This is a genomic window from Pseudomonas sp. ZS1P83 (assembly GCF_054897825.1).
Genome location: NZ_CM142706.1, coordinates 940,336 through 960,666, shown reverse-complemented (window position 1 = coordinate 960,666; position 20,331 = coordinate 940,336). Strand labels below are relative to the sequence as shown.

General features: G+C 60.2%; 16 protein-coding genes. All 16 read right to left on the bottom strand.

Going from position 1 to position 20,331, the window contains the following annotated elements:
* Window positions 1-4: 4 nt before the first annotated feature.
* Entirely contained in the window at window positions 5-931 is a 927-nt protein-coding gene (locus ACYZT0_RS04635) for a ketoacyl-ACP synthase III (RefSeq protein WP_462044826.1), read from the bottom strand.
* Between the two features lie 229 nt (window positions 932-1,160).
* The gene (pseI, locus tag ACYZT0_RS04630) at window positions 1,161-2,213 is read right to left on the bottom strand and encodes a pseudaminic acid synthase (protein ID WP_462044825.1); all 1,053 of its coding nucleotides are present in this window, start codon (window positions 2,211-2,213) and stop codon (window positions 1,161-1,163) included.
* Window positions 2,206-3,711: a UDP-2,4-diacetamido-2,4,6-trideoxy-beta-L-altropyranose hydrolase gene (gene pseG / locus ACYZT0_RS04625; protein WP_462044824.1), complete on the bottom strand. Its 1,506-nt coding sequence runs from the start codon at window positions 3,709-3,711 to the stop codon at window positions 2,206-2,208. The genes pseI and pseG overlap by 8 nt, the downstream gene beginning before the upstream one ends.
* Window positions 3,708-4,415, bottom strand: a complete 708-nt coding sequence (gene pseF, locus ACYZT0_RS04620; protein ID WP_462044823.1) for a pseudaminic acid cytidylyltransferase — start codon at window positions 4,413-4,415, stop codon at window positions 3,708-3,710. Before pseF ends, pseG begins: the two co-directional genes overlap by 4 nt.
* Window positions 4,412-5,032, bottom strand: a complete 621-nt coding sequence (locus tag ACYZT0_RS04615) for a pseudaminic acid biosynthesis-associated methylase (RefSeq protein WP_462044822.1) — start codon at window positions 5,030-5,032, stop codon at window positions 4,412-4,414. The genes pseF and ACYZT0_RS04615 overlap by 4 nt, the downstream gene beginning before the upstream one ends.
* Window positions 5,033-5,064: 32 nt before the next feature.
* Window positions 5,065-6,222 (bottom strand): UDP-4-amino-4,6-dideoxy-N-acetyl-beta-L-altrosamine transaminase, encoded by a 1,158-nt coding sequence (pseC, locus tag ACYZT0_RS04610; protein WP_462044821.1) that lies wholly within the window; start codon window positions 6,220-6,222, stop codon window positions 5,065-5,067.
* Window positions 6,219-7,220, bottom strand: coding sequence for a UDP-N-acetylglucosamine 4,6-dehydratase (inverting) (gene pseB / locus ACYZT0_RS04605; protein ID WP_462044820.1), 1,002 nt, complete (start codon window positions 7,218-7,220; stop codon window positions 6,219-6,221). Before pseB ends, pseC begins: the two co-directional genes overlap by 4 nt.
* 30 nt (window positions 7,221-7,250) lie before the next feature.
* Window positions 7,251-10,178 carry a glycosyltransferase family 2 protein gene (locus tag ACYZT0_RS04600; RefSeq protein WP_462044819.1) on the bottom strand — a complete coding sequence of 976 codons (2,928 nt, stop codon included), beginning with the start codon at window positions 10,176-10,178 and terminating at the stop codon, window positions 7,251-7,253.
* A 51-nt stretch (window positions 10,179-10,229) separates the two neighbouring features.
* Window positions 10,230-10,958: a cephalosporin hydroxylase family protein gene (locus ACYZT0_RS04595; RefSeq protein ID WP_462044818.1), complete on the bottom strand. Its 729-nt coding sequence runs from the start codon at window positions 10,956-10,958 to the stop codon at window positions 10,230-10,232.
* 30 nt (window positions 10,959-10,988) lie between these two features.
* On the bottom strand, window positions 10,989-11,654 hold the full coding sequence (locus ACYZT0_RS04590; RefSeq protein WP_462044817.1) for an acetyltransferase: 666 nt from the start codon (window positions 11,652-11,654) through the stop codon (window positions 10,989-10,991).
* Entirely contained in the window at window positions 11,651-12,772 is a 1,122-nt protein-coding gene (locus ACYZT0_RS04585; protein WP_462044816.1) for a DegT/DnrJ/EryC1/StrS family aminotransferase, read from the bottom strand. Before ACYZT0_RS04585 ends, ACYZT0_RS04590 begins: the two co-directional genes overlap by 4 nt.
* A complete protein-coding gene (locus ACYZT0_RS04580) occupies window positions 12,769-13,995 on the bottom strand; it encodes a methyltransferase domain-containing protein (RefSeq protein WP_462044815.1) in 1,227 nt (408 codons plus the stop codon). The genes ACYZT0_RS04585 and ACYZT0_RS04580 overlap by 4 nt, the downstream gene beginning before the upstream one ends.
* Window positions 13,992-14,552, bottom strand: coding sequence for a dTDP-4-dehydrorhamnose 3,5-epimerase family protein (locus tag ACYZT0_RS04575; protein WP_462044814.1), 561 nt, complete (start codon window positions 14,550-14,552; stop codon window positions 13,992-13,994). The genes ACYZT0_RS04580 and ACYZT0_RS04575 overlap by 4 nt, the downstream gene beginning before the upstream one ends.
* Window positions 14,549-15,631, bottom strand: coding sequence for a CDP-glucose 4,6-dehydratase (gene rfbG / locus ACYZT0_RS04570; protein ID WP_462044813.1), 1,083 nt, complete (start codon window positions 15,629-15,631; stop codon window positions 14,549-14,551). Before rfbG ends, ACYZT0_RS04575 begins: the two co-directional genes overlap by 4 nt.
* Entirely contained in the window at window positions 15,613-16,386 is a 774-nt protein-coding gene (rfbF, locus tag ACYZT0_RS04565) for a glucose-1-phosphate cytidylyltransferase (protein WP_461973521.1), read from the bottom strand. Before rfbF ends, rfbG begins: the two co-directional genes overlap by 19 nt.
* 282 nt (window positions 16,387-16,668) lie before the next feature.
* A complete protein-coding gene (locus tag ACYZT0_RS04560) occupies window positions 16,669-20,265 on the bottom strand; it encodes a glycosyltransferase (protein WP_462044812.1) in 3,597 nt (1,198 codons plus the stop codon).
* Window positions 20,266-20,331 lie beyond the last annotated feature (66 nt).

The following is a 20,331-nucleotide window of genomic DNA, read 5'->3' as shown; positions in this document are numbered from 1 at the left end:
TGGTTCAAGGACGATAGATGATCGCCGAACCCCAGGACAGTCCCACACCAAAACCACTCAACGCAACGCGCTTCCAGTCGGAATCCAGGACGTGTTTTTCCAGCAGCAGCGGAATGCTCGATGACACGGTGTTACCGGTCTCGACCATGTCCTTGATGAATTTCTCCGGCTCGCCTTCGAAGCGTCGGGCGACAGCATCGACAATCGCCGCACTGCCCTGGTGGATGCAGAAGGCATCGATATCGTCAGCCGTCAGTTGCGAGTCTGCCAGCAGCTCATGCAAATGCGCCGGGACTTTGAGCAACGCAAAATTGAACACCTGACGACCGTTCATGAAGAACACGCCGTCGGTGACTTTCAGGTGCGGGGCCCCGGAACCGTCGGTGCCGAACTTGGCTTTGCCCAGCTGCCATGGCGCGTTTTCGCCCATCCAGGTCGCGGTGGCGGCGTCGCCGAACAGCATGGTGGTGTTGCGGTCTTCCGGGTCGACGATCTTCGAATACGGATCAGCGGTGATCAGCAAGCCATTCTTCAGGCCTGCGGCTTCCATGAAGCCCTTGATCGCATAGATGCCGTAAACGTAGCCGGAGCAGCCCAGGGAAATATCGAACGCGGCCACGGTGGTCGGCAGGCCCAGTTTGTCCTGAACGATGGCGGCGGTGTGCGGCAGGCCTTCTTCGTCGCCGTTCTGGGTGACGACGATCAGTACGTCGATGGCTTCACGTTTCAAATCGGGGTTATTGGCGAAAAGCGCGTTGGCTGCTTCGACACACAGGTCCGACGTTTCTTGCTCAGCGTTTTTGCGCGGCAGGAAGGCGGAACCGATTTTGCCCAGGATGAATTCTTCATCCTTCTCGAATTTTGCACCTTGTGCGTAATTGTCCACGCCGGCTACAGGAACGTAGCTCGCAATGCTTTTTATGCCAATCATTACGGCTTCCCAATAATAAACAGCCCAATACCACCGCTCGTAATGATTCGAGGGGCGCCGACAAACAGAGAAAAATGCCGCCCCGAGGGAGCGACAGACGGGAAGAATAAAAGGCTATCACTGGGTCAAAAAGACACCGGGCGCCACCTCCCCGATTAATACAATACAGTGAAGATGCGCGTTATGACTCGCAGGTCACGCTATTTTGCCGAATCAGCACCACAACAGGTTATTCGACCAACGACCAGTCCAGCGGCGTTCCACGCTTGATCGCCTGGCGGGCGTGGCGCCCCAGAAGGCTTTCAGCGTGTTTAGGCGCCAGCCCCAGGCCAGGACGGATGGCCCGCAGATTCTCGGCTGTGAAGGGCTCACCGACGGCCATGTCCTGTGTTACGTACAGTGAACGGCGAAACACCACGGACTTGCGCTCGGCTTCGGTCACGCCGTAATGCACCTTCCCCATGGCCTGCCAGGCGCGTTCGGTTTCGATCACCAGACTGGCCAGCTCCGCAGGTTCCAGAGAGAAACTGGCATCCACGCCACCCGCTGCACGGTCGAGAGTGAAATGTTTTTCCACCACCGTCGCCCCCAGTGCCACCGCCGCCACTGAAACGCCTACGCCCATGGAGTGATCGGACAAGCCAACTTCACAGCCAAACAATTCACGCAAATGAGGAATCGTCCGCACGTTGCTGTTGGCTGGCGTTGCAGGATAAGTGCTGGTGCACTTGAGCAATACCAGATCCTTGCAACCCGCTTCACGGGCGGCACGCACGGTTTCGTCGAGTTCAGCGATGCTGGCCATGCCAGTAGAAATGATCAACGGCTTGCCGGTGGCGGCGACTCGCCGAATCAGTGGCAGGTCGGTGTTTTCGAAACTGGCGATCTTGTAGGCCGGTACGTCGAGACTTTCGAGGAAGTCCACCGCGGTGTCATCAAAGGGCGTGGAGAACGCGAGCATGCCCAGTTCTTTGGCACGGGCAAATAGGGGCGCGTGCCATTCCCAGGGTGTATGAGCCTTCTCGTACAACGCGTACAGCGAAGAACCGGCCCAGAGGCTGTTCGGGTCCTTGATGAAGAATTCGCCTTCGGACAGGTCCAGGGTCATGGTCTCGGCGGTGTAGGTTTGCAGCTTCAAGGCATGCGCGCCGGCCTTGGCCGCGGCTTCGACGATCTGCAGCGCCACGTCAAGGGACTGGTTATGGTTGCCACTCATTTCGGCAATGATGAACGGCGGCGCATCAGCACCGATCAAGCGGTTGCCGATCTTGAAACTAGTCATTGCTGTGATCCTTTAAAACGCGGGTGAACACGCAAGCACTCTGGGTGAAGCCTGCTTCTCGGAAAACCCTCAGCGACCGCTGATTCGCCGGCAACACCTGCGCGGTGATGGCAACCAGTTGCGACCAGTGGGCGGTCACGAAGGCTTCGCCCCGCGCCAGCAGTGCCCTGCCCCAGCCCAGACCGAAACGGCCTTCGAACAGATAAATCGAGACTTCAGCTTCAACGCCGCGCAAGTCATAACGCAACACACCCACCGGACCGTCATCGGACTCGGCGATCAACAGCAAGCGTTGAGAATTACTCAAACTTGCGGCCAGCCAGTTTTGATGTGGCTGCCATTCAATAATGCCGGTTTCCAGTGACCAGCGCCGCACCGCCTCGGTATTGCGCCCTTCAAGCAACAACTGCGCATCGTCTATGGTCGCTTGGCGGACGTGCAAAACCGCACCCGCCAGCGCTGCCGCAACGCGCTGCGCACCACGACCATCGACCAACTGCCGCGAGTGTTCAGCCAGGCTTTGGCGTAACCCCTGATTGCCCGCGACAAAACCGATGGCCTGACGCAACTGTTCGACGCTGACTTGCTCACGGGTGCCCAGATACACATGGGAACCCGAGGTCGCCATTATTTCGCCGTTGGCCTGCTGATTATTCGACACTGCAATACAGATGGTTGGCAGGCCCATCGCCGCGCGCTCCCAACTGGTGCCGCCACCGGCGCCGACAAACAGGTCGGCCTCGGTCATCAGCCGGTAGAAATCGCTGACAAAACTGTGCAAACGCCAGTTCGAACGACTCGCTGCCAGCGCCTGCATCTGAGTCCAGGCAGGGTTGTCGGCACCGGCGACGAAATCGACTTCAAGCTCATGAAATTCCGCCAGCGCCAGCATCGCATGGTGGGTCTGCATCGCCGCATCGAAGCCGCCAAAGTTCACCAGCACCCGTTTGGCCTGAGGTTTGATCGGGATTGCAGGGCAACAAAACTCATCGCGCAGCATCGCGAAACGTGGACCCAGCAACGTCTGGCAATTGGGCGCTACCAGCGAAGCATAGGCCTGAGGCGTACCCGAAAGATTCTGATTGAGCAGCAAGTCAACGCTATAAGTGCGAGTGGCGAGGTCGTCCACCGCGGCAATCCGTGGTGCCCAGCGGCGGGCCGCGGTTTGCCAGTGATGATCGAGGCCGTAGTGGTCGACGACGATCCAGTCGAAGGCTGGGCGGCTTTCCAATGCGTGCCCTAACGCAGCAATGTCCACCGGCCACGGCAGCATGGATTCGATAGCCTGCTGCGGGTCTTCATCGGGATAGCGGCCCGGCAGCGCGAAGGTTTCGAAGCCCTCGGCTTGCAGACTGTCCAGCCGATGCCCCGGCAGCAGACGACACGCGAAGGAAACGTGCGCGCCCTGCTTGCGCAACACTCTGGCTAGAGTCAGGCAACGGGCGATATGGCCGCTGCCAATAGTCGGCGACGCGTCGGCGCGGATCAACACTCTCATTGCAGCTCCCCCCCGGCCCTCAACGCGGCGTAGAGGTATTCGGCACGTTTCCAGTCTTCGGGGGTATCGATGTCCTGCACCAGGTAACGCGGCAGGATGACCGGCAGACTTTGCGGTGAATACACCACGTCACCACGCAACCAGGCATCGCTGTGGCCCCAGTAGAACTGCCCGGCGTCCTGATAGGCGATCGGCAAATCCTGGGAGCGGGTGTCGCGAAACTCCGGGTACAACGCGTTCAAGGCACCCTGCTCGTCAAGGGTAAGGGCTCGCTGCACGGGAAAGCCGAAATCGCACACCGAGAACGCAAAAGACCTGGCCGGATGGAGCGCCAACAGGTTCAGACCCTGTTGCAAAAATCGCGTTTGCAGCAGCGGTGCCGTGGCATAGATGCAACAGGCGTAATCAAAATCGTGGCCCTGTCGATGCAGTTCTTCCAGGGCATGGACCACCACAGCGGCCGTGCCGGTGAAATCATCAGCCAATGCCGCCGGCCGCATGAACGGCACTTGCGCACCGCAGACCCGAGCCAGTTCGGCGATTTCGTCATCGTCGGTGCTGACCACTACCTGGGCGAACAGGCCCGAATCGAGGGCGGTTTGAATCGAACGGGCAATCATCGGCACGCCGTCGAACGGCTTGAGGTTCTTGCGCGGTATGCGTTTGCTGCCACCGCGGGCCGGGATGATTGCGACGCTGTTCAAGGGCGTTTTTCCAAAAGGAACCAGGTGACGTCGTCCATCGGGAATTGCGTGTCGCGGTGGTAGCCGAAACCATAATCCACCAGCTGCAAATCGCCATAACGATCGAGCATTTCACCGGCAAAATCCCGCTTGAACAACTTGCCGCTGTTACCGCGATAGGACACTTCGACCGGCGCCGGGTTGTAGTACTCGGCGATCAATATATAACGCTGGCTCAACTCATACAGCTGCGCGTATGCGGCCGGCAGCAGCTCTGGCGCCAGATGAATCAGTACGCCTTTGCTCAGGGTCAGGTCGAAGGTGCGCTCGCGGGGAAAATCGAACAGCGAACCGTGCCAGATCTGCGCAATGCCCAGCTCCCGGGCCTGGGTATAAGCGCTGGCATTGATCTCCAGGCCGAACAATTCGCATTGGGGCAACAGCTGATGCAATGCCTGCAAGTTGTTCCCGGCGTTGGTGCCCAACTCCACCAGACTTTCAATGCGCCCGGCTCGCGTCAATGCCTTGGCAAACAACGCCAGGTTGGCGGCCACCAGCGGTTGTCCGACGTTGCGGTCGACGTACTGGTTACCGAAGTCGCCCTGCCAGAATTTTTCCTGCTCGGTCAGTTCACGCATCACACAATTCCCATCAGTCGCCATGGCGGCATTTATTCGGTCAGCCGTCGCAGTTGCTCGACCACGTAATCCTGCTGTGCATCGCTGAGCAACGGAAACAGCGGCAGGCTGATGGCTTCGGCGTAGTAACGTTCGGCCTGCGGGAAGTCACCTTCGGCAAAACCCAGATCGCGGTAATACGGCTGCAAATGCAGCGGGATATAGTGCAAATTCACACCCACCCCGGCGGCCCGCAACCCTTCGAAAACCTGTCGATGACTGAGATTGATACGGTCGAGTTGCAGGCGCACCACATACAGATGCCAAGCCGATTGCGCTTCGGGTTGAGGACTTGGCAGGGTCAGCGGCAAGTCCGCCAGCAAGCAGTCATAACGTGCCGCCAGTTCACGCCGACGCTCGATGAAGTCATCGAGCTTGTCCAGCTGTGACAGGCCGAGGGCCGCTTGCAGGTCGGTGATGCGGTAATTGAAGCCCAGTTCCACTTGTTGGTAGTACCAGGGGCCGTGGCTGGGTTCTGTCATCTGCTGTGGGTCGCGGGTCATGCCATGGCTGCGCAGGCGTTGCAAACGCTCGGCGAGTTCCGGGCGATTGGTCAACACCATGCCGCCCTCGGCACTGGTGATGATCTTCACCGGATGAAAGCTGAACACCGTCATCGCCGCGAACTCGCCACACCCCACTGGCCGCCCTGCATAGGACGCGCCGACCGCGTGGGACGCGTCCTCGATGACCGTAAAACCATAACGCTCGGCCAGTTCGGCAATCCTGCGCATGTCGCAGCTTTGCCCGGAGAACGCCACCGCCACCAGGACTTTCGGCAGCGTGCCGTCGCGCTCGGCCTGTTCGAGCTTAGAGGCCAACACGTAGGCGTCGAGGTTCCAGGTCAGCGGGTCGATATCGACAAAATCCACCTCGGCGCCGCAATAACGACCGCAGTTGGCCGAGGCCAGAAAGGTGTTTGGCGTCGTCCACAAACGATCACCCGGCCCGAGCCCGGCCGCCAGGCAAGCGATGTGCAACGCCGCCGTGGCATTGCAGACCGCTACTGCAAAATCAGCCCGGCAGCGTTCGGCCATCGCCTGTTCAAAGCGCTCGATGGTCGGCCCCTGGGTCAGCCAGTCGGACTGCAACACGGCAACTACCGCGTCGATGTCCGCCTGATCGAGGCTTTGCCGACCGTAAGGAATCATGCCGACAACCGGGCGTGCAGGTCAGCGATCTGCCCCACCGACAAGAAGTGCGGGTTGGTGTCGGAGCGGTATTCGAAATCTTCGCTCACCGGCCTGCCGTGTTCGCCCAATTTGTCCACGGCGAAATCCACATCGACGCTGGTGAAGCGGATCGACGGCTGGATCGTGTAATGATCAGTGAATTCCAGGGTCATGCGCGCATCGTCCAGCGGCACCATCAGCTCATGGAGTTTTTCCCCCGGACGAATCCCCACGTGTTTGTGCGGCAAGTGCTCGGCCATGCCCAGCGCCAGATCGACAATGCGAATCGACGGAATCTTCGGCACGAATACTTCACCGCCATGCATCCGGGCAAAGCTGTCGAGCACAAACTGCACGCCGTGATCGAGGGTGATCCAGAAGCGCGTCATGCGCTCGTCGGTGATCGGCAGCTGTGTCGCACCTTCGGCAATCAGCTTGCTGAAGAACGGCACCACCGAGCCTCGCGAACCGGCAACGTTGCCATAGCGCACCACGGCAAACCGGGTCTGCTGATCGCCGGCAATGTTGTTGGCGGCCACGAACAGTTTGTCCGACAGCAGCTTGGTCGCACCGTACAGGTTGATCGGGCTGGCCGCCTTGTCGGTGGACAGCGCGACCACTTGCTTGACGCCGTTGTCGATCGCCGCCGCAATGATGTTTTCCGCGCCGTTGACGTTGGTACGAATGCATTCGGTCGGGTTGTACTCGGCGGCCGGCACTTGTTTCAGGGCCGCGGCATGCACCACGTAATCGATGCCGCGCATGGCCTGACGCAAACGCTCGGCATCGCGGACATCACCGAGAAAATAACGCATGCACGGTGCGTTGAACGTCTGCTGCATCTCGTACTGCTTGAGCTCATCGCGCGAGAACACCACCACCCGCTTGGGCTGGTATTGCTCCAGCAAGCGGCGGATGAAATTGCGCCCGAACGAACCGGTGCCGCCCGAGATGAAAATCGATTTACCGTTGAACATGCCTTGAGTCCTTATACCTGTCAGCCAGGCTTATGCGAGCAACTGCGCCCAGTCCACCGGGGCGCTTTCACCCAGGACGAAACCCTTGCCGGTCAGTGCCAGGTTGGCGTTGTAGGCCTGGTCCTGAGCAAACGCGGCGGCCCATTTTTCACGCAAGGCGTCGAGCACCTGCGGCCCTTGTGGCACCACGCCCGAATGAACGACCTGGACCAGCGGTGTCCACACGGTGAGGTAGCCGGCCTGACCGGCCTTGAGGCACAGATCGACGTCACTCAAGCCTTCGGCAAATGTCACGTCATCCAGGCCACCGAGAGCGTCGAACAGCTCTTTGCGGATCATCAGGCACGCGTTCGACACCGCCGAGTAGTTCTGTTCCAGCACCAACCGCTGCAGATAGCTGCTGTCAGCGTCATAGCGTTCGCCAACGAAGGCCGAACCAACGCCGCCATTGAGTCCCAGAATCAGGCCGGCCTGGGTGACGTTACCGTCGTGATCGACCAGCTTGGCACCGACGATGCCCACTTCCGGACGCTGGGCGTGGTTGAGCAGCGATTCGATCCAGCTCGGGTTGACCAATTCACTGTCCGCAGCCAGCAGCACCAGGTACTCGCCTTGCGCTTCCTGGCTGGCGGCGTTGTACAGCGCCGTGTCGCTCAGTGACCGGTCGGCGTGCAGCACGCGGACCTTGGCATGCTGATAAGTACCCAGCCAGTCGTTGACCTCGGCCGACTGATGCAGGTTTACCGCGATCAGCACTTCGTATCGGGTGTAGCGGGTACGCAGCAGCACACCTTGCAGGCACTGTTGCAGCGCAGGCAGATCATCCCCGGCCGGAACGATGATCGACACCAGCGGACGTTCGGTGTGGCGGTAATCGATCTGGTAAGTACCCGGCACTGCCGAGCTGATTTTGGCCTTGTAGCCACGGTTGCCCAGGTGGCGCGACAGCGCCAGGCGCTCATGGGTATTTTCTTCGAGCGCGGGTGCCCGGGTGATCAACAATGGCTCATCCAGGTGGGCCAGACCGCTCAGGCCACCCTGCTCGATAATGCGCAGCAGCAGGTCGAATTCCAGGGCCTTGCTGAAGTCGGCCTGATAACCGCCGACTTCGTTGAACACGTCTTTGCGAATCAACCAGTGCCGCGCCATCAGCGCCGGCAGGCTTTGCAGCAGATCAAGGTTGAAGCCCGGACGGAATACATCCACCAACGCGCCTTCGGCGGTGCGCTGGATTTCGTCAGTGGCCACGGCGCGGATGTCGGGGGCCGACAACAGCTCCAGGCTGGCGCGCAACAGACCACCTGCGGTAAAGGCTTCTCCGACCTCGGACAGCAGCAGCCAGTCGCTGGTCGACTGACGGGCGATCTGGTTCAGCTTGTCAACATAGTTGCTTTGGGTGACGCGAACAAAATGCAGCAAGTTTTGCGCGGTGGTGGCCGCTGGCGGCTCACCGGTGGTGAAGACCACCACTTTGAACGCCTTGCTGTGACCTTCGAGCAGGCTATCGAGGGTGACTTGCAATTTGTCGACGTCGTTGTCCAGGTCGAGCAAGAGGATGCCAAACTGCGGACCGCCGGCGTTGGCCGCCAGATGCCGGGCGATTGCCTCGGCCTGTTCGGCGTCCGGTTTGCGCGGCGCCAGCCACTGGAGCAAACGACCGGACAGCATCTTGTCGAACATCTGGAGATTGTCATCGAGGGACACCGCCTCCAGCCGCGCATTCCAGGCGTGCAGCTTCTGCGCTTCCTCGTCCTCGCCCAGGCTATCGAGCTGCGCCGCCAGGCGCTTGATGACGGTGCGATTGAACACATTGCTGTCGTGGGCCTGCCACAAGCGGTCGACAACGCTTTCGGGCGTGTCGTTGTTGCGCGCTTGCATAAGGTCCTGCTGGCGAGTCCAGATGCCTTCCAGGCCTTTCAACTGAACACGGCCAGCCGGCATGGCGTGCAGCAGGAACTCGAATTGGGTCAACTGATCGAAAAACGCCTGATTGTAGAAAGGCATTTCGACGTATTGCTTGGGACCAAAACGGCGCTGCGGGCCCGCGTCGACATTAATCCAGCCTGATTCGAAGATCAGCTCGGCCGTCAGTGCACGGCCGGTGCGCAAGCTGTCGGTCAGGGCTTCGAAGCTTTGCAGTACAAACTGCTTGCTCTGCTCTGGGTCCAGGTCCTGGATTTGCGTCGGCAACCCGGCCAGGAAACCGGCAAAGGCTTCACGCTCGGCGACCGACTTGGTGTCGGTATACGCCAGCGAGTGGAAAATCTCGGTTTTGTGATCGGAGTGCTCATAGTTGAGTTCACGTACCACATAGGCGATCGGCAGAATCCGCGCCTTGCCCCGCGCCAGCATGTAATACGTGTGACCGACTTCCTGCCATTGAAAGATCGTGTCTTGCGGCATGGCGCGGTACCAGTCGCGCAACAGTGCGGTGCGCTGTACGGCATAAAACGGCGGCAGGTATTGATGCAGGTAATCGAGCAAACGTTCCTGGGGACGTTCCGACGAATAATCTTCACAGACTTTCTTGTCTCGGCGGTAGTAGCTGACGCTGTTGGCCAAAGCCAAGTACATCATGCTGTAGCCATGGCACAGGCTGTAGTCGGGGTTGGCGTCCATGAACGCAACGGCTTCGTGCAAGGCGTCATGCACCAGGAAGTCGTCGTCGGCGGCGAACACCATGAACGGTGTAGTGAGTTGCTCTACGCCATGGGCCAACTTGGCGCGGATCCCCCAGTAACCGTATTGCGGCAGGTGCTGATAATCCACATTCGGGAATTGACCCGCCATGCCCGGCTGAGCATCAACCGAGGAGTCCAATACGAGAATCCTGCAGGGCAAGCTGCTGTAAAAACGGACCGCCCTGCGCAGAAACGCCGGCCGTTCGTGAGATATCAGCACCACGGTCAACTGTTCGTTGAGTGCCAACCCGTGTTCAGAATTGTTCTTGCCTTGCATAAACTTCCCCACAACCGGCCAGTAGCCGAAAGAACCCGACAATGTTGTTGATTAACGCACGCGACGCAGGTAGCCATCCGGCGCGACGGTGATCAGCAGTTTGCTGTGAATGGCCTGGTCGATTTCGAAATCGCGGTTTTCTTCCAGGTAGGCCCACACGGCGGTTTTCGGGTTGTCGCCCTTGCCCCACGGACGATCCGGGAACGCGTCTTCCGGCATGTCTTCAACAACCGTATCCATCACCACGCAGTAGCTGCCCACCGAGACCATCGGCGCGTAGGCCCGCAGCTCTTCGAGTACGTGCTCGTGGGTGTGATTGGAATCCAGCACCACCAGTACTTTCTTGCCAGCGATACGCTGGCGAACCTGATCGACGATGGCCGGATCGATGCTCGACCCCTGGATCATCTCGATCCGTTTGAACATCGGGTGCGCTTCGATCGCTTCACGGTTGTGCTGACGGATATCGATATCAACGCCCAGCACTTCGCCATGGCCGATCAGTTCCAGCATAGAGGCGTAGAACACCAGGGAGCCGCCGTGGGCGATACCGGTCTCGACGATGATGTCCGGACGCAGCGACCAGATGATCTCCTGCATGGCGACCATGTCTTGGGGGAACTGGATAATCGGGCGGCCCATCCAGCTGAAATTGTAGGTGTACTTGTGCTTGGCGGTGGTGCCAACCCAGTCCAGCGAGGTGGCTTGCAGGGCTTTGTCCTGTTGCAGGCCTTCGATGTTTTCTTTTACTTCTTCACGAAACTGCTCATGAGGATTCATTACAAACGCTCCAGAAAATAGCCGCGGTGGTTACTTGAAAATCCGACCGTCTTGAAAGGAAACAGGGTTGGTATTGATGGTCCTGGCGGGACTGCCCACCACGACCGCATAGTCAGGAATATCGTTGATCACCACGGCACCCGCGCCGATGGTGACCCAACGGCCGATGCGCAAACGCGGCAGGATCGTTGCGTTGGTGCCAATGAAGGTACCGTCGCCGATCTCGACACAACCGGCGATGCAGACACCGGGCGCCATGAACACCGAGTGGCCAATCTGCCCCTCGTGGCCAACCACGCTACCGGCGCTGATACTGGTGTTGTCACCCAGGCTGACTTGCGCCTGCATGATCACGCCCTCTTGCAAATACGTGCCTACGCCCATTGTGATCATCGTCAAATCGATCCCGGGATGGATAAAGTTGCCCAGGGTGCCACCTGCCTCGACGATCTCACGGGTGGTCTGATAACGCAGCGCCGTACTGCCGGTGATCAAATTGACAAACCGCGTGTCGGGACCTTTCAGCTCCGCTACTTTGTCGGTGCCGCCCACCACCGGCACACCATGAAACAGCGTGCCTTGTTTCGCCGGGTCGTTATCGAGGAAGGCGAATTGCACCTGCGGCTGGCTGCGTTGCAGGGTGAGGATCATCCGTACCGCTTCGGGATTGGCCGCCCCCAGCAAGTACACCTTCATAGCGGCGTCCTTTTGAGTAACAGCGTGCGCAGCACCTCGATGACACGCTGCTGATCGTCATCGGTCATGTCGTGGTAACTCGGCAGATTGATCGCCCGCTCCGGCAGCGCATACGCCGCCGGCGAGTCCGCTGTGATATCGCTGAACATCGGCAAGGAAGACAGCGGCCAGAAGAACACCCGCGCGTCGATGTCCGCTGCCTGGAAGGCGCCGATCAAGATCTCCCGAGTGATCCCCAGCTCGCGATCAAAGACCACGGTGGGCATCCAGAAACCGTTACGCCCATGCTCGGGCTCAGGGTTCATCGACAAGCCCGGCAACGCTGCCAACGCTTTGGCGTAATTGGCGAAGATCGCCCGTTTACGCTCGATGAGCTCCTCTATCCGCTCGACCTGGGCACAGCCAACGGCCGCTTGCAGGTTGCTCATCTTGTATTTGAAGCCAATGAAATCCGGCCAGAACTGTTTGCTGCTGCCGGCCACCCGACCGTGGTTGGACAGGGTCAACACGCGCTCATACAACGCCTTGTCCGAGGTGACGAAAATGCCGCCTTCGCCAGTGGTCATTGTCTTGGTGCCGTGGAAGGAAAACGCCCCGAACGCTCCCAGCGATCCGGCCGCTTGGCCGCGCCACTGAGAGCCGATTGCTTCGGCCGCATCTTCGATGACTGGCAGGCCAAACTCGCGGCCGATGGCCAATAACTCATCCATGTCGCAGAGGTTGCCGTAAATGTGCACGGCCAGAATGGCTTTGGTCCGCGGCGTAATCGCCCGGCGAACCTGTTGCGGGTCCAGGCACCAGCTGTCAGCCAGAACGTCGACAAACATCGGCGTCGCGCCGAGATAGGTAATGGGTGCGGCGGAGGCGATCCAATTGGTGTCGGCGAGTATCACCTCGTCGCCGGCGCCGATGCCCAACGCAGCCATTCCCATGTGCAGTGCGCCGGTGCAACTGGAGGTCGCAATCGCGTAGGTCGTGCCCACATGCTCGGCGAAGGATTTTTCGAAGCGGTTCAGGTATTCGTAGCAGCGCTCACCCCAGCCGTTCTGCACGGCATCGAGGGCGTAACGCGCTTCCAGCTCACCGACACTCGGCTTGGTGTAATGAATTCTGCTCATCGAATGATCAACTCAGGAATGGCGATGACAAAACGACCGTCCCATGCACGAATACCGGAGAAGGCCTGGGTGATCTCATCCAGCAGATTCCACGGCAACACCAGCACGTAATCGGGTTTCTCGATTTCAATGCGTTCAGGCGACACAATCGGAATGCGGCTGCCCGGCAGGTACTTGCCCTGCTTGTGCGGGTTGGCGTCGGCAACCCAGGCCAACAGATCTGGCTTGACCCCGGCGTAGTTGAGCAAGGTGTTGCCCTTGGCCGCTGCGCCGTAACCGACCACGCGCTTGCCCTCGGCCTTGGCCTGCAACAGGAAGCGCAGCAGTTCGTGCTTGATGCGCTCGGCCGCCGGCGCCAGGGTCGCGTAGTACTCAGCGGTTTTCACACCCGCCGCCCATTCGGCTTGCAACTGTTGCTGCACCGCCGGTTGCACATCACGGCGTTCGCCATCGAGGCGCTGGACAAACACTCGCAGCGAACCGCCATGGGTCGACAACTGACTGACGTCGAACACTTCCAGGCCATTGCGCTCGCACAAGGTTTGCACGGCAGTCAGAGACAGGTAGGAGTAGTGCTCGTGATACAGCGTATCGAACTGCTGGCCGGCCATCAGCGTCAACAGGTGCGGAAACTCGAACGTCGCCACGCCCGTCGGTTTGAGCAAGGTCGCAAAACCGCCGAGGAAATCATTGATGTCAGGGACGTGGGCCAGCACGTTGTTGGCGGCCATCAGGTCGGCGGCCCAGCCTTCAGTGATCAACTGCGTGGCGGTGTTGCGACCGAAGAACAGTTCGCGAATCTCCAGACCTTTTTCCCGGGCCGCTTGGGCGGTGCTGCGGGTCGGCTCGACGCCCAGGCAAGGAATGCCGCGCCCTGCCACGTACTGCAACAGGTAACCGTCGTTGGCGGCGATTTCCACCACGCGGCTGTCAGCCGTCAGATCGAAACGTTCGACCATCTCGCCCACATAGCGCTCGGCATGGGCCAGCCAGGTGCTGGAAAACGAACTGAAATAGGCGTACTCAGCATCGAACAGGCTGTCAGCGCTGGTGTAGTCCTCGGTCTGCACCAGCCAGCACTGCTGACATACCGCCACTTTCAACGGCACCCACTGCTCGGCCTGCTCCAGTTGATCGGCGCGCACATAGGCGTTGGACGGCGGCGAGGTGCCGAGGTCGATCAGCGGCAAGGCCAGCGGCGTAGCGCAACCACGGCAGTTCATAGACGCACTCCGGCGAAGTGTTCATCGAGCACGGGATGGCTGGCGTCCCGGGCTGACAGATTATTGACAGGCAACGGCCAGGCAATCGCCAGCCGTGGATCGCTCACCGACAAACCGCCCTCGTGCGCCGGCGCGTAATCGGCGCTGTGCAGGTAGAGCAACTCGGCGTCATCGGTGAGGGCCTGGAAACCGTGGGCGAACCCGGCCGGGATCAGCAAGCTGCGCCCGTCACCGGCTCGCAGGTGTTCGGCATGCCAGTGCAGGAACGTCTCGGAATCGCGGCGCAAATCCACCGCCACATCCCACACTTCACCGCGTAGGCAGGTGATCAGCTTGGCTTCCGGCGCGTTGGCATTCTGGTAATGCAAACCCCGCACACTGCCCCGGGCGCGGGTGCAGGAATGGTTGATCTGGCAGATATGAAACGCCTGGCCGAAAGCGCTCAGGCTGCCTTCGCAGAACAGCCGGGCGAAGTGCCCGCGATCGTCTTCGAAGCGCTTGTGCTGCACGCTGAACAAGCCGTTCAGCGGCAATGCGCTCAACAGAAATTCGCTCACAGCGCACCTCGGTACAGGTTCAACTGACCCAGCGTAATGGCGCGCATGTCATCGCCGTTTTGCCACGCCAGGTGCCAGTCGAGGGTCTGGGTCAGGCACTGCTGCAACGACCAGCGCGGCTGCCAGCCGAGCAATTGACGGGCGCGGCTGCTGTCGAGTCGCAACAGGCCGGCCTCGTGCAAATCGCTCGGCTCAATGCGCAAACCGCGGGCTTGCGGCCAGCGGCTGGCCAGCAGTTCGACCACTTCGCCGACACTGCACATGTCCGTTTCGCTCGGACCGAAATTCCATGCACCGGCGTATTCCGGGCCTTGTTCATAGAGGCCGGCGGCCAGTTGCAGGTAACCGGCCAGCGGCTCCAGCGCGTGCTGCCAAGGGCGCACGGCTTGCGGGTAGCGCAGGGTCACGGGCTCGTCGGCCGACCACGCTTTGAGCACGTCCGGAATCAAGCGCTCCGGCGCAAAATCGCCACCGCCCAGCACGTTGCCGGCGCGCGCCGTGGCCAGGGCCAGGCCGTGTTCGGCATGTTTGTCGGCCGGGAAGAACGACGCCGCGTAGGACTGCGCCAGCAATTCGCAGCAAGCCTTGCTGCTGCTGTAAGGATCGTGACCGCCGAGGGCTTCGTCTTCGCGGTAGGGCCACAGCCATTCCTTGTTGGCGTAGACCTTGTCGGTAGTCACCAGCACGCAGGCACGCACACCGCCGACCTGACGAATCGCTTCAAGCAGGTTGAGGGTGCCCATGACGTTGCTGGAGTAAGTCCCCAACGGGTCGCGATAGCCTTCGCGCACCAGCGGCTGGGCCGCCAGGTGCAGGACTATTTCCGGTTGGGTCTCAGCGATCAGCTCCAGCAAGGCCCCGAGGTCACGCAGGTCGCCGCGCTGATCGTTGATGCCTTCATGCACGCGCGCCAGTTCGAACAGGCTCGGTTCGGTGGATGGGTCAAGGGCAAACCCGCTGACCTGCGCCCCGAGGCTTTGCAGCCACAATGTCAGCCAACTGCCCTTGAAACCAGTGTGTCCGGTGACCAGAACCCGCTTGCCGCGCCAGAATTCCGGGCTCAGTCCCATTGCTTCCATGGGGCCTCCCCGGTCTGCCACAACGCTTCGAGGTGGTTCTTGTCCCGCAGGGTATCCATGGGCTGCCAGAAACCGTCGTGCTGATACGCCATCAACTCACCGCGTTCAGCCAGGCCATCCAGCGGGCCGGACTCCCACGACGTCTCATCGCCGTCGATCAAGGGCAATACCTTGGGCGACAGGACGAAGAAGCCGCCATTGATCCAGCCACCATCGCCACGGGGCTTTTCGGTGAACCCGAGGACGCTGTCGCCATCGCGATTCAGCGCGCCGTAGCGGCCTGGCGGCTGCACGGCCGTGACTGTCGCGAGCTTGCCGTGGTCAAGATGGAAATCCACCAGTGCGCTGATGTTCAGGTCCGAGACACCGTCGCCGTAGGTAAAACAGAAGGCTTTTTCGTCTTCGACGTAACGTCGAGCCCGGCGCAAACGGCCACCGGTCATGGTTTCTTCCCCGGTGTCGATCAGCGTGACACGCCATGGCTCACTGTAATTCTGGTGAACATCCATGCGGTTGTTGCGCATGTCGAAGGTGACGTCAGAGGTGTGCAGGAAGTAGTTGGCGAAGAAGTCCTTGATCGCATAGCCCTTGTAGCCAAGGCAGATCACGAAATCGTGGATTCCGTGCGCGGAGTACTGCTTCATGATGTGCCAGAGAATTGGCTTGCCGCCGATCTCGATCATCGGCTTGGGCTTGAGGTGCGACTCTTCGCTGATCCGCGTGCCCAGGCCACCCGCCAAAATAACTGCCTTCATCCTCTTCCTCTCTTGTTCGTCACAGAGCACAGCCAAGCTGTACCAAGCTTTTGCAGGCCTTCTGGATAAAACGCTGAATGCCGCTCATGGCACTGCTGACAACGCCGCCAGTGCTCGTTTTATGGCGATATGGAGGGGACTTGCAGGAAACGCGCCAGCTCTATCGTCTGACGGTATGTGCCAGCGCACCGGGGGAAGCAGCCTGAAACCAGTGGTGCGCAGGCATAAAAAAACAGGCGACTCTAAAGTCGCCTGTCTGTGAAGGGATACTGCCTGCTGTGGTCAGTCCGCCAACCAGCCATTTTCCCAATAACGCAGGTTGTCGCCGCGCAACATGTAGTCGCGCAAGACGATCTCACGCAATTCATCACCCATGCGGTAGCTGGCGTCCGGGTCGGCCAAGTGCATGCGGATGGCTTGCAGCCATTCATCCGTGGTGTTGGTCTTGACCCGCGTGCACGGCAGATAGCCGCGATAGGCTTCGGTGTCGGTGCAGATCACCGGGTAGCCGCACGCGCCGTATTCCAGCAAACGCAAGTTGCTCTTGCAGTCGTTGAAGATATGGAATTCCAGCGGTGCCAACGCCAGGTCGAGGTTCAGGCTGGCCAGCTTCGCCGGGTAGACATCCAGCCCGATCACACCATGAAACTCATGCATGTAAGGGCGCAAATCATCCGGGCACATGCCGAAGAACACCCAATCGACTTCATTGGCCAGTTCGCGGACCACCTCGGCAATCACCGCCAGGTCACCGTGGTGACTGGTGCCACCGCCCCAGCCGACCCGAGGCTTTTTCGAGGTGCGACGCTGGCTGCGCAACGTGCTCCACAAGTGAGTCGCCAGCATGTTCGGGACCACTCGAATGTCGTGATGCATATCGGACAAGGCGTTGCCCAAGGGTTCGGTAGACACCACCACCCGATCACACATGCCGATCGCACGCCGGACCAGTTTCTCCATCTCGTCCTTGCCAGGCATATTGCGAATATGCGCATTGCGATGGGGAACGTTAATCACAAAGTCATCCAGCTCATAGATCCGCCGGGCGTTGGAGTATTTTTGCAGGCTTGGAATTTCACTGATCGGGCCTTCGGAATAACGCCCCTGCAAGACGATCACGTCAGGCGAAAGACGCTCGACTTCAATGATGGTCGGCAGGTTGTAGTGGATGCGCCCGTGCGCCCTGCCCGCCGCTTCCAGTTCAATCAGCGGCTGCGTCACCCGATAGTGTCCGATGGCCGATGCATTGACCGGCAAGGCGAGCACTTTCGGCAACTGGGGCCTGGAAAAAGGACTCCAACCGGAGCGCAAGCCTGGCTCCAGGTTGAAACTCGAACCGCTGAGCCCCTGCAACGCCAGGTTAGGGTTGTAGGCAGGATCACGCGCAACGATTGGCAACCAGCGCTTGTAGAACACCTCTTGTTCCTGGCCCTGCAACGCCTGCTCATCCGCTTGCTCGCTAGCGGCCGGTTGGGCGCCGAGCGCCAGTTGCGCATGAGGCGTCCAGACCACCAGGTAGCCGTTTTGACCGACCCGCAGGCAGAGGTCGACTTCATGAAGGCTGTGGGCCAGGTCTTGCTCATCCAGCCCGCCGACACTGTCAAACAGCGCTTTTCGAACCATCAGGCAATCGGCGCCGACGGCACTTAAATCCTGCACCACCTGCGACCGGAACATATAACCGGCGGCATGCAGGGCATCGCCGTAAAACGGCAAGCCTGCCGGGCCGCGCAAGCCAAGAATCAGCCCGGCGTGCAATACCCGACCGTCCGGATTGAACAGCTTGGCACCGACCACGCCGACTTCAGGACGCTGGGCATGATTGAGCAACTCGTGCAGCCACTCCCCATGGGTAATCACCGCATAGGGGTTGAGGATCAACACGTACTCGCCACGGGCCTGGCCCACGGCGAAATTGCGTACCGCTGCGACGTTGCCTTGCTGCGCATACTCCAGAACCCGCACTCGGTCTGAGCCCAATTGCGCCATGCCAGCCAGCCAGGTACGGGCCTCGATGCTCTCGCTGCCATTGTCGATCAGCAGTAACTCGAATTCGCTGTAAGCGGTTTTCTCAAGCAGGCTTTCGACACACCGCTGCAAGGCAACCGTTTGATCCTTGCTGACGATGATGATCGAGACCAGCGGCTGGCTCGCGTGTACATAGTCGATGCGATTGAGCAGCGGTGCATTACCCCTTTGAATCTCATGGTCGATCCCCATGCGCAGCAGATGCGCTTGTACCAACGGCGCGTTGCCTTCCAGTACTTCGGGCAGCGCCAGCCACTTGGACAGGTTATGCGCCGACTCCAGCAGAATGTCTGCGATATGTTCGACGACGCTTGCCCCCTGCGCCTCGACCATGCGCCAGAGCACATCGTGTGGGGCGAGTTCGCCGTGCTGCGAATCCAGGCCGCCGAGCGCCAGGAAACGTCCACGCTCGAACGCCAACGCTCGCCCGACATAGGGGTAACTGCGCAACAGGTCCAGATTGAAATCGGGCTTGAAGGCGGGCTCCGTTGATTCGCCCTGAAACAAGCCACCTTCATCGCTGTAGATGCACGAAACGTTGTCCGAGACGGCGATTCGCTCCGCAAGGATCAGTAACGCCGGCTCCACCAGACGATCCCCGGCCCGCAGCAAATAGAACCAGTCAGCCCCGTCAAGTTGCGGCAAGAGTTCGTTGATCTGCTGCTGCCAGTCGTCCTGCAACGGCAAACGGAAAACGCGGCCGTCCAGCTCGGCCTCGGTGCAGTCGCTGGACAGTACCAAGGTCAACTCGGGTGAATAGAGCTGCCCGGCGAGACTCTCCAGGGTCAGGTCCAGGGTAGAACGGCTGCCGTGTTCATCGATGATGATCGGCACAATCTTCGGCTGCCAGGCCCAGTTCGCCAAGGTGTCCGGCAACAGCAGCCGCTGCGGTTCGCTCAGCGTGCGGCAGGCCAGCCACTGCGCGTACAACTGAGAAAAGCTGACGCTATCGATACCGACGTGCCATTCCTGGGTACTTTGCTTGGTCCCCAGGGTTCGAGTCAGCGGCAGCTCTTCCCAGACCCGGGGCGACTCGTCGAGCCGCGTCACTGGCAGGTAGCGAACCCAGCCCGGCGCAGGCGCGGATTCGCCACTACGAGCCTTGAGCATTTGCAACAACCATGCGCGCTCGGACTCTACCGCATCCTTCATCGCCTGCTGACCGCTCAGACGTTCCGGATACAGGCGCTCGACACTCAATACGTGATTGAGAATGACCACGTTGCCGCGGCGCATCAAACACACGAACAAGGCAAAATCGAGGCTCGCGACAAAACAATGACCCGCCTGGGTCAGCGCCGGAAGCAGCTCCAGCACATCCGCACGACGGATCATGGCGTTGCTGAAACCACCCAGAATGTTGGCCGGGAAATTCTCGAAAAGCGCCAGCAGATCGTCACCCTTGAATAGCCCGCACAACGGCGACAGCGGCGTATTCTCCAGCCGCGACGGCAGCTGCATATCATCGGCGTCCCAGAACAGCCGCTGGGCCAGCACCAGGTTGACCTCAGCGCGCGCGGTCAATAGGTAGGCCTGGCGCTCGATGCACGAAGAGAACAGCTGATCATCGTCGCAGAGAAACTTGATGAACTCGCCCTGAGCCTGCTCTAGACAGGCATGCAGATTACCCACGAGGCCGAGGGTCTGCGGATTGCGCACGTAGCGCACGGCTACTCCCGTCTGCTCCACCACCTGATCGACCTGGGTCTTGATCTCATCGCCGCGGCTGTCATCGCAGACGATGATTTCAAGATTGCCGTAGCCTTGCGCCACTGCCGAGTGCAATGCACGACTGAAAAAGCGCGGATTGATGGCAGGGATGACAATGCTGACAAGAGGGAGTGAATTCACGGCGGACTCGCAGGCGGCGAGAGCTCGTCCAGAAAAGCGAGCCCTTTTAACCGCGGAAAAAGACAG

What these genes read in the sequence shown, in the direction of transcription:
- rfbF (WP_461973521.1), bottom strand. Translation starts at nt 16,386, where the DNA reads ATGAAGGCAGTTATTTTGGCGGGTGGCCTGGGCACGCGGATCAGCGAA.
- ACYZT0_RS04585 (WP_462044816.1), bottom strand. Translation starts at nt 12,772, where the DNA reads ATGAGCAGAATTCATTACACCAAGCCGAGTGTCGGTGAGCTGGAAGCG.
- pseB (WP_462044820.1), bottom strand. Translation starts at nt 7,220, where the DNA reads ATGTTCAACGGTAAATCGATTTTCATCTCGGGCGGCACCGGTTCGTTC.
- pseG (WP_462044824.1), bottom strand. Translation starts at nt 3,711, where the DNA reads ATGAGAGTGTTGATCCGCGCCGACGCGTCGCCGACTATTGGCAGCGGC.
- ACYZT0_RS04580 (WP_462044815.1), bottom strand. Translation starts at nt 13,995, where the DNA reads ATGAACTGCCGTGGTTGCGCTACGCCGCTGGCCTTGCCGCTGATCGAC.
- ACYZT0_RS04600 (WP_462044819.1), bottom strand. Translation starts at nt 10,178, where the DNA reads ATGCAAGGCAAGAACAATTCTGAACACGGGTTGGCACTCAACGAACAG.
- ACYZT0_RS04635 (WP_462044826.1), bottom strand. Translation starts at nt 931, where the DNA reads ATGATTGGCATAAAAAGCATTGCGAGCTACGTTCCTGTAGCCGGCGTG.
- ACYZT0_RS04615 (WP_462044822.1), bottom strand. Translation starts at nt 5,032, where the DNA reads ATGCGTGAACTGACCGAGCAGGAAAAATTCTGGCAGGGCGACTTCGGT.
- ACYZT0_RS04590 (WP_462044817.1), bottom strand. Translation starts at nt 11,654, where the DNA reads ATGAAGGTGTACTTGCTGGGGGCGGCCAATCCCGAAGCGGTACGGATG.
- rfbG (WP_462044813.1), bottom strand. Translation starts at nt 15,631, where the DNA reads ATGGAAGCAATGGGACTGAGCCCGGAATTCTGGCGCGGCAAGCGGGTT.
- ACYZT0_RS04595 (WP_462044818.1), bottom strand. Translation starts at nt 10,958, where the DNA reads ATGAATCCTCATGAGCAGTTTCGTGAAGAAGTAAAAGAAAACATCGAA.
- pseI (WP_462044825.1), bottom strand. Translation starts at nt 2,213, where the DNA reads ATGACTAGTTTCAAGATCGGCAACCGCTTGATCGGTGCTGATGCGCCG.
- pseC (WP_462044821.1), bottom strand. Translation starts at nt 6,222, where the DNA reads ATGATTCCTTACGGTCGGCAAAGCCTCGATCAGGCGGACATCGACGCG.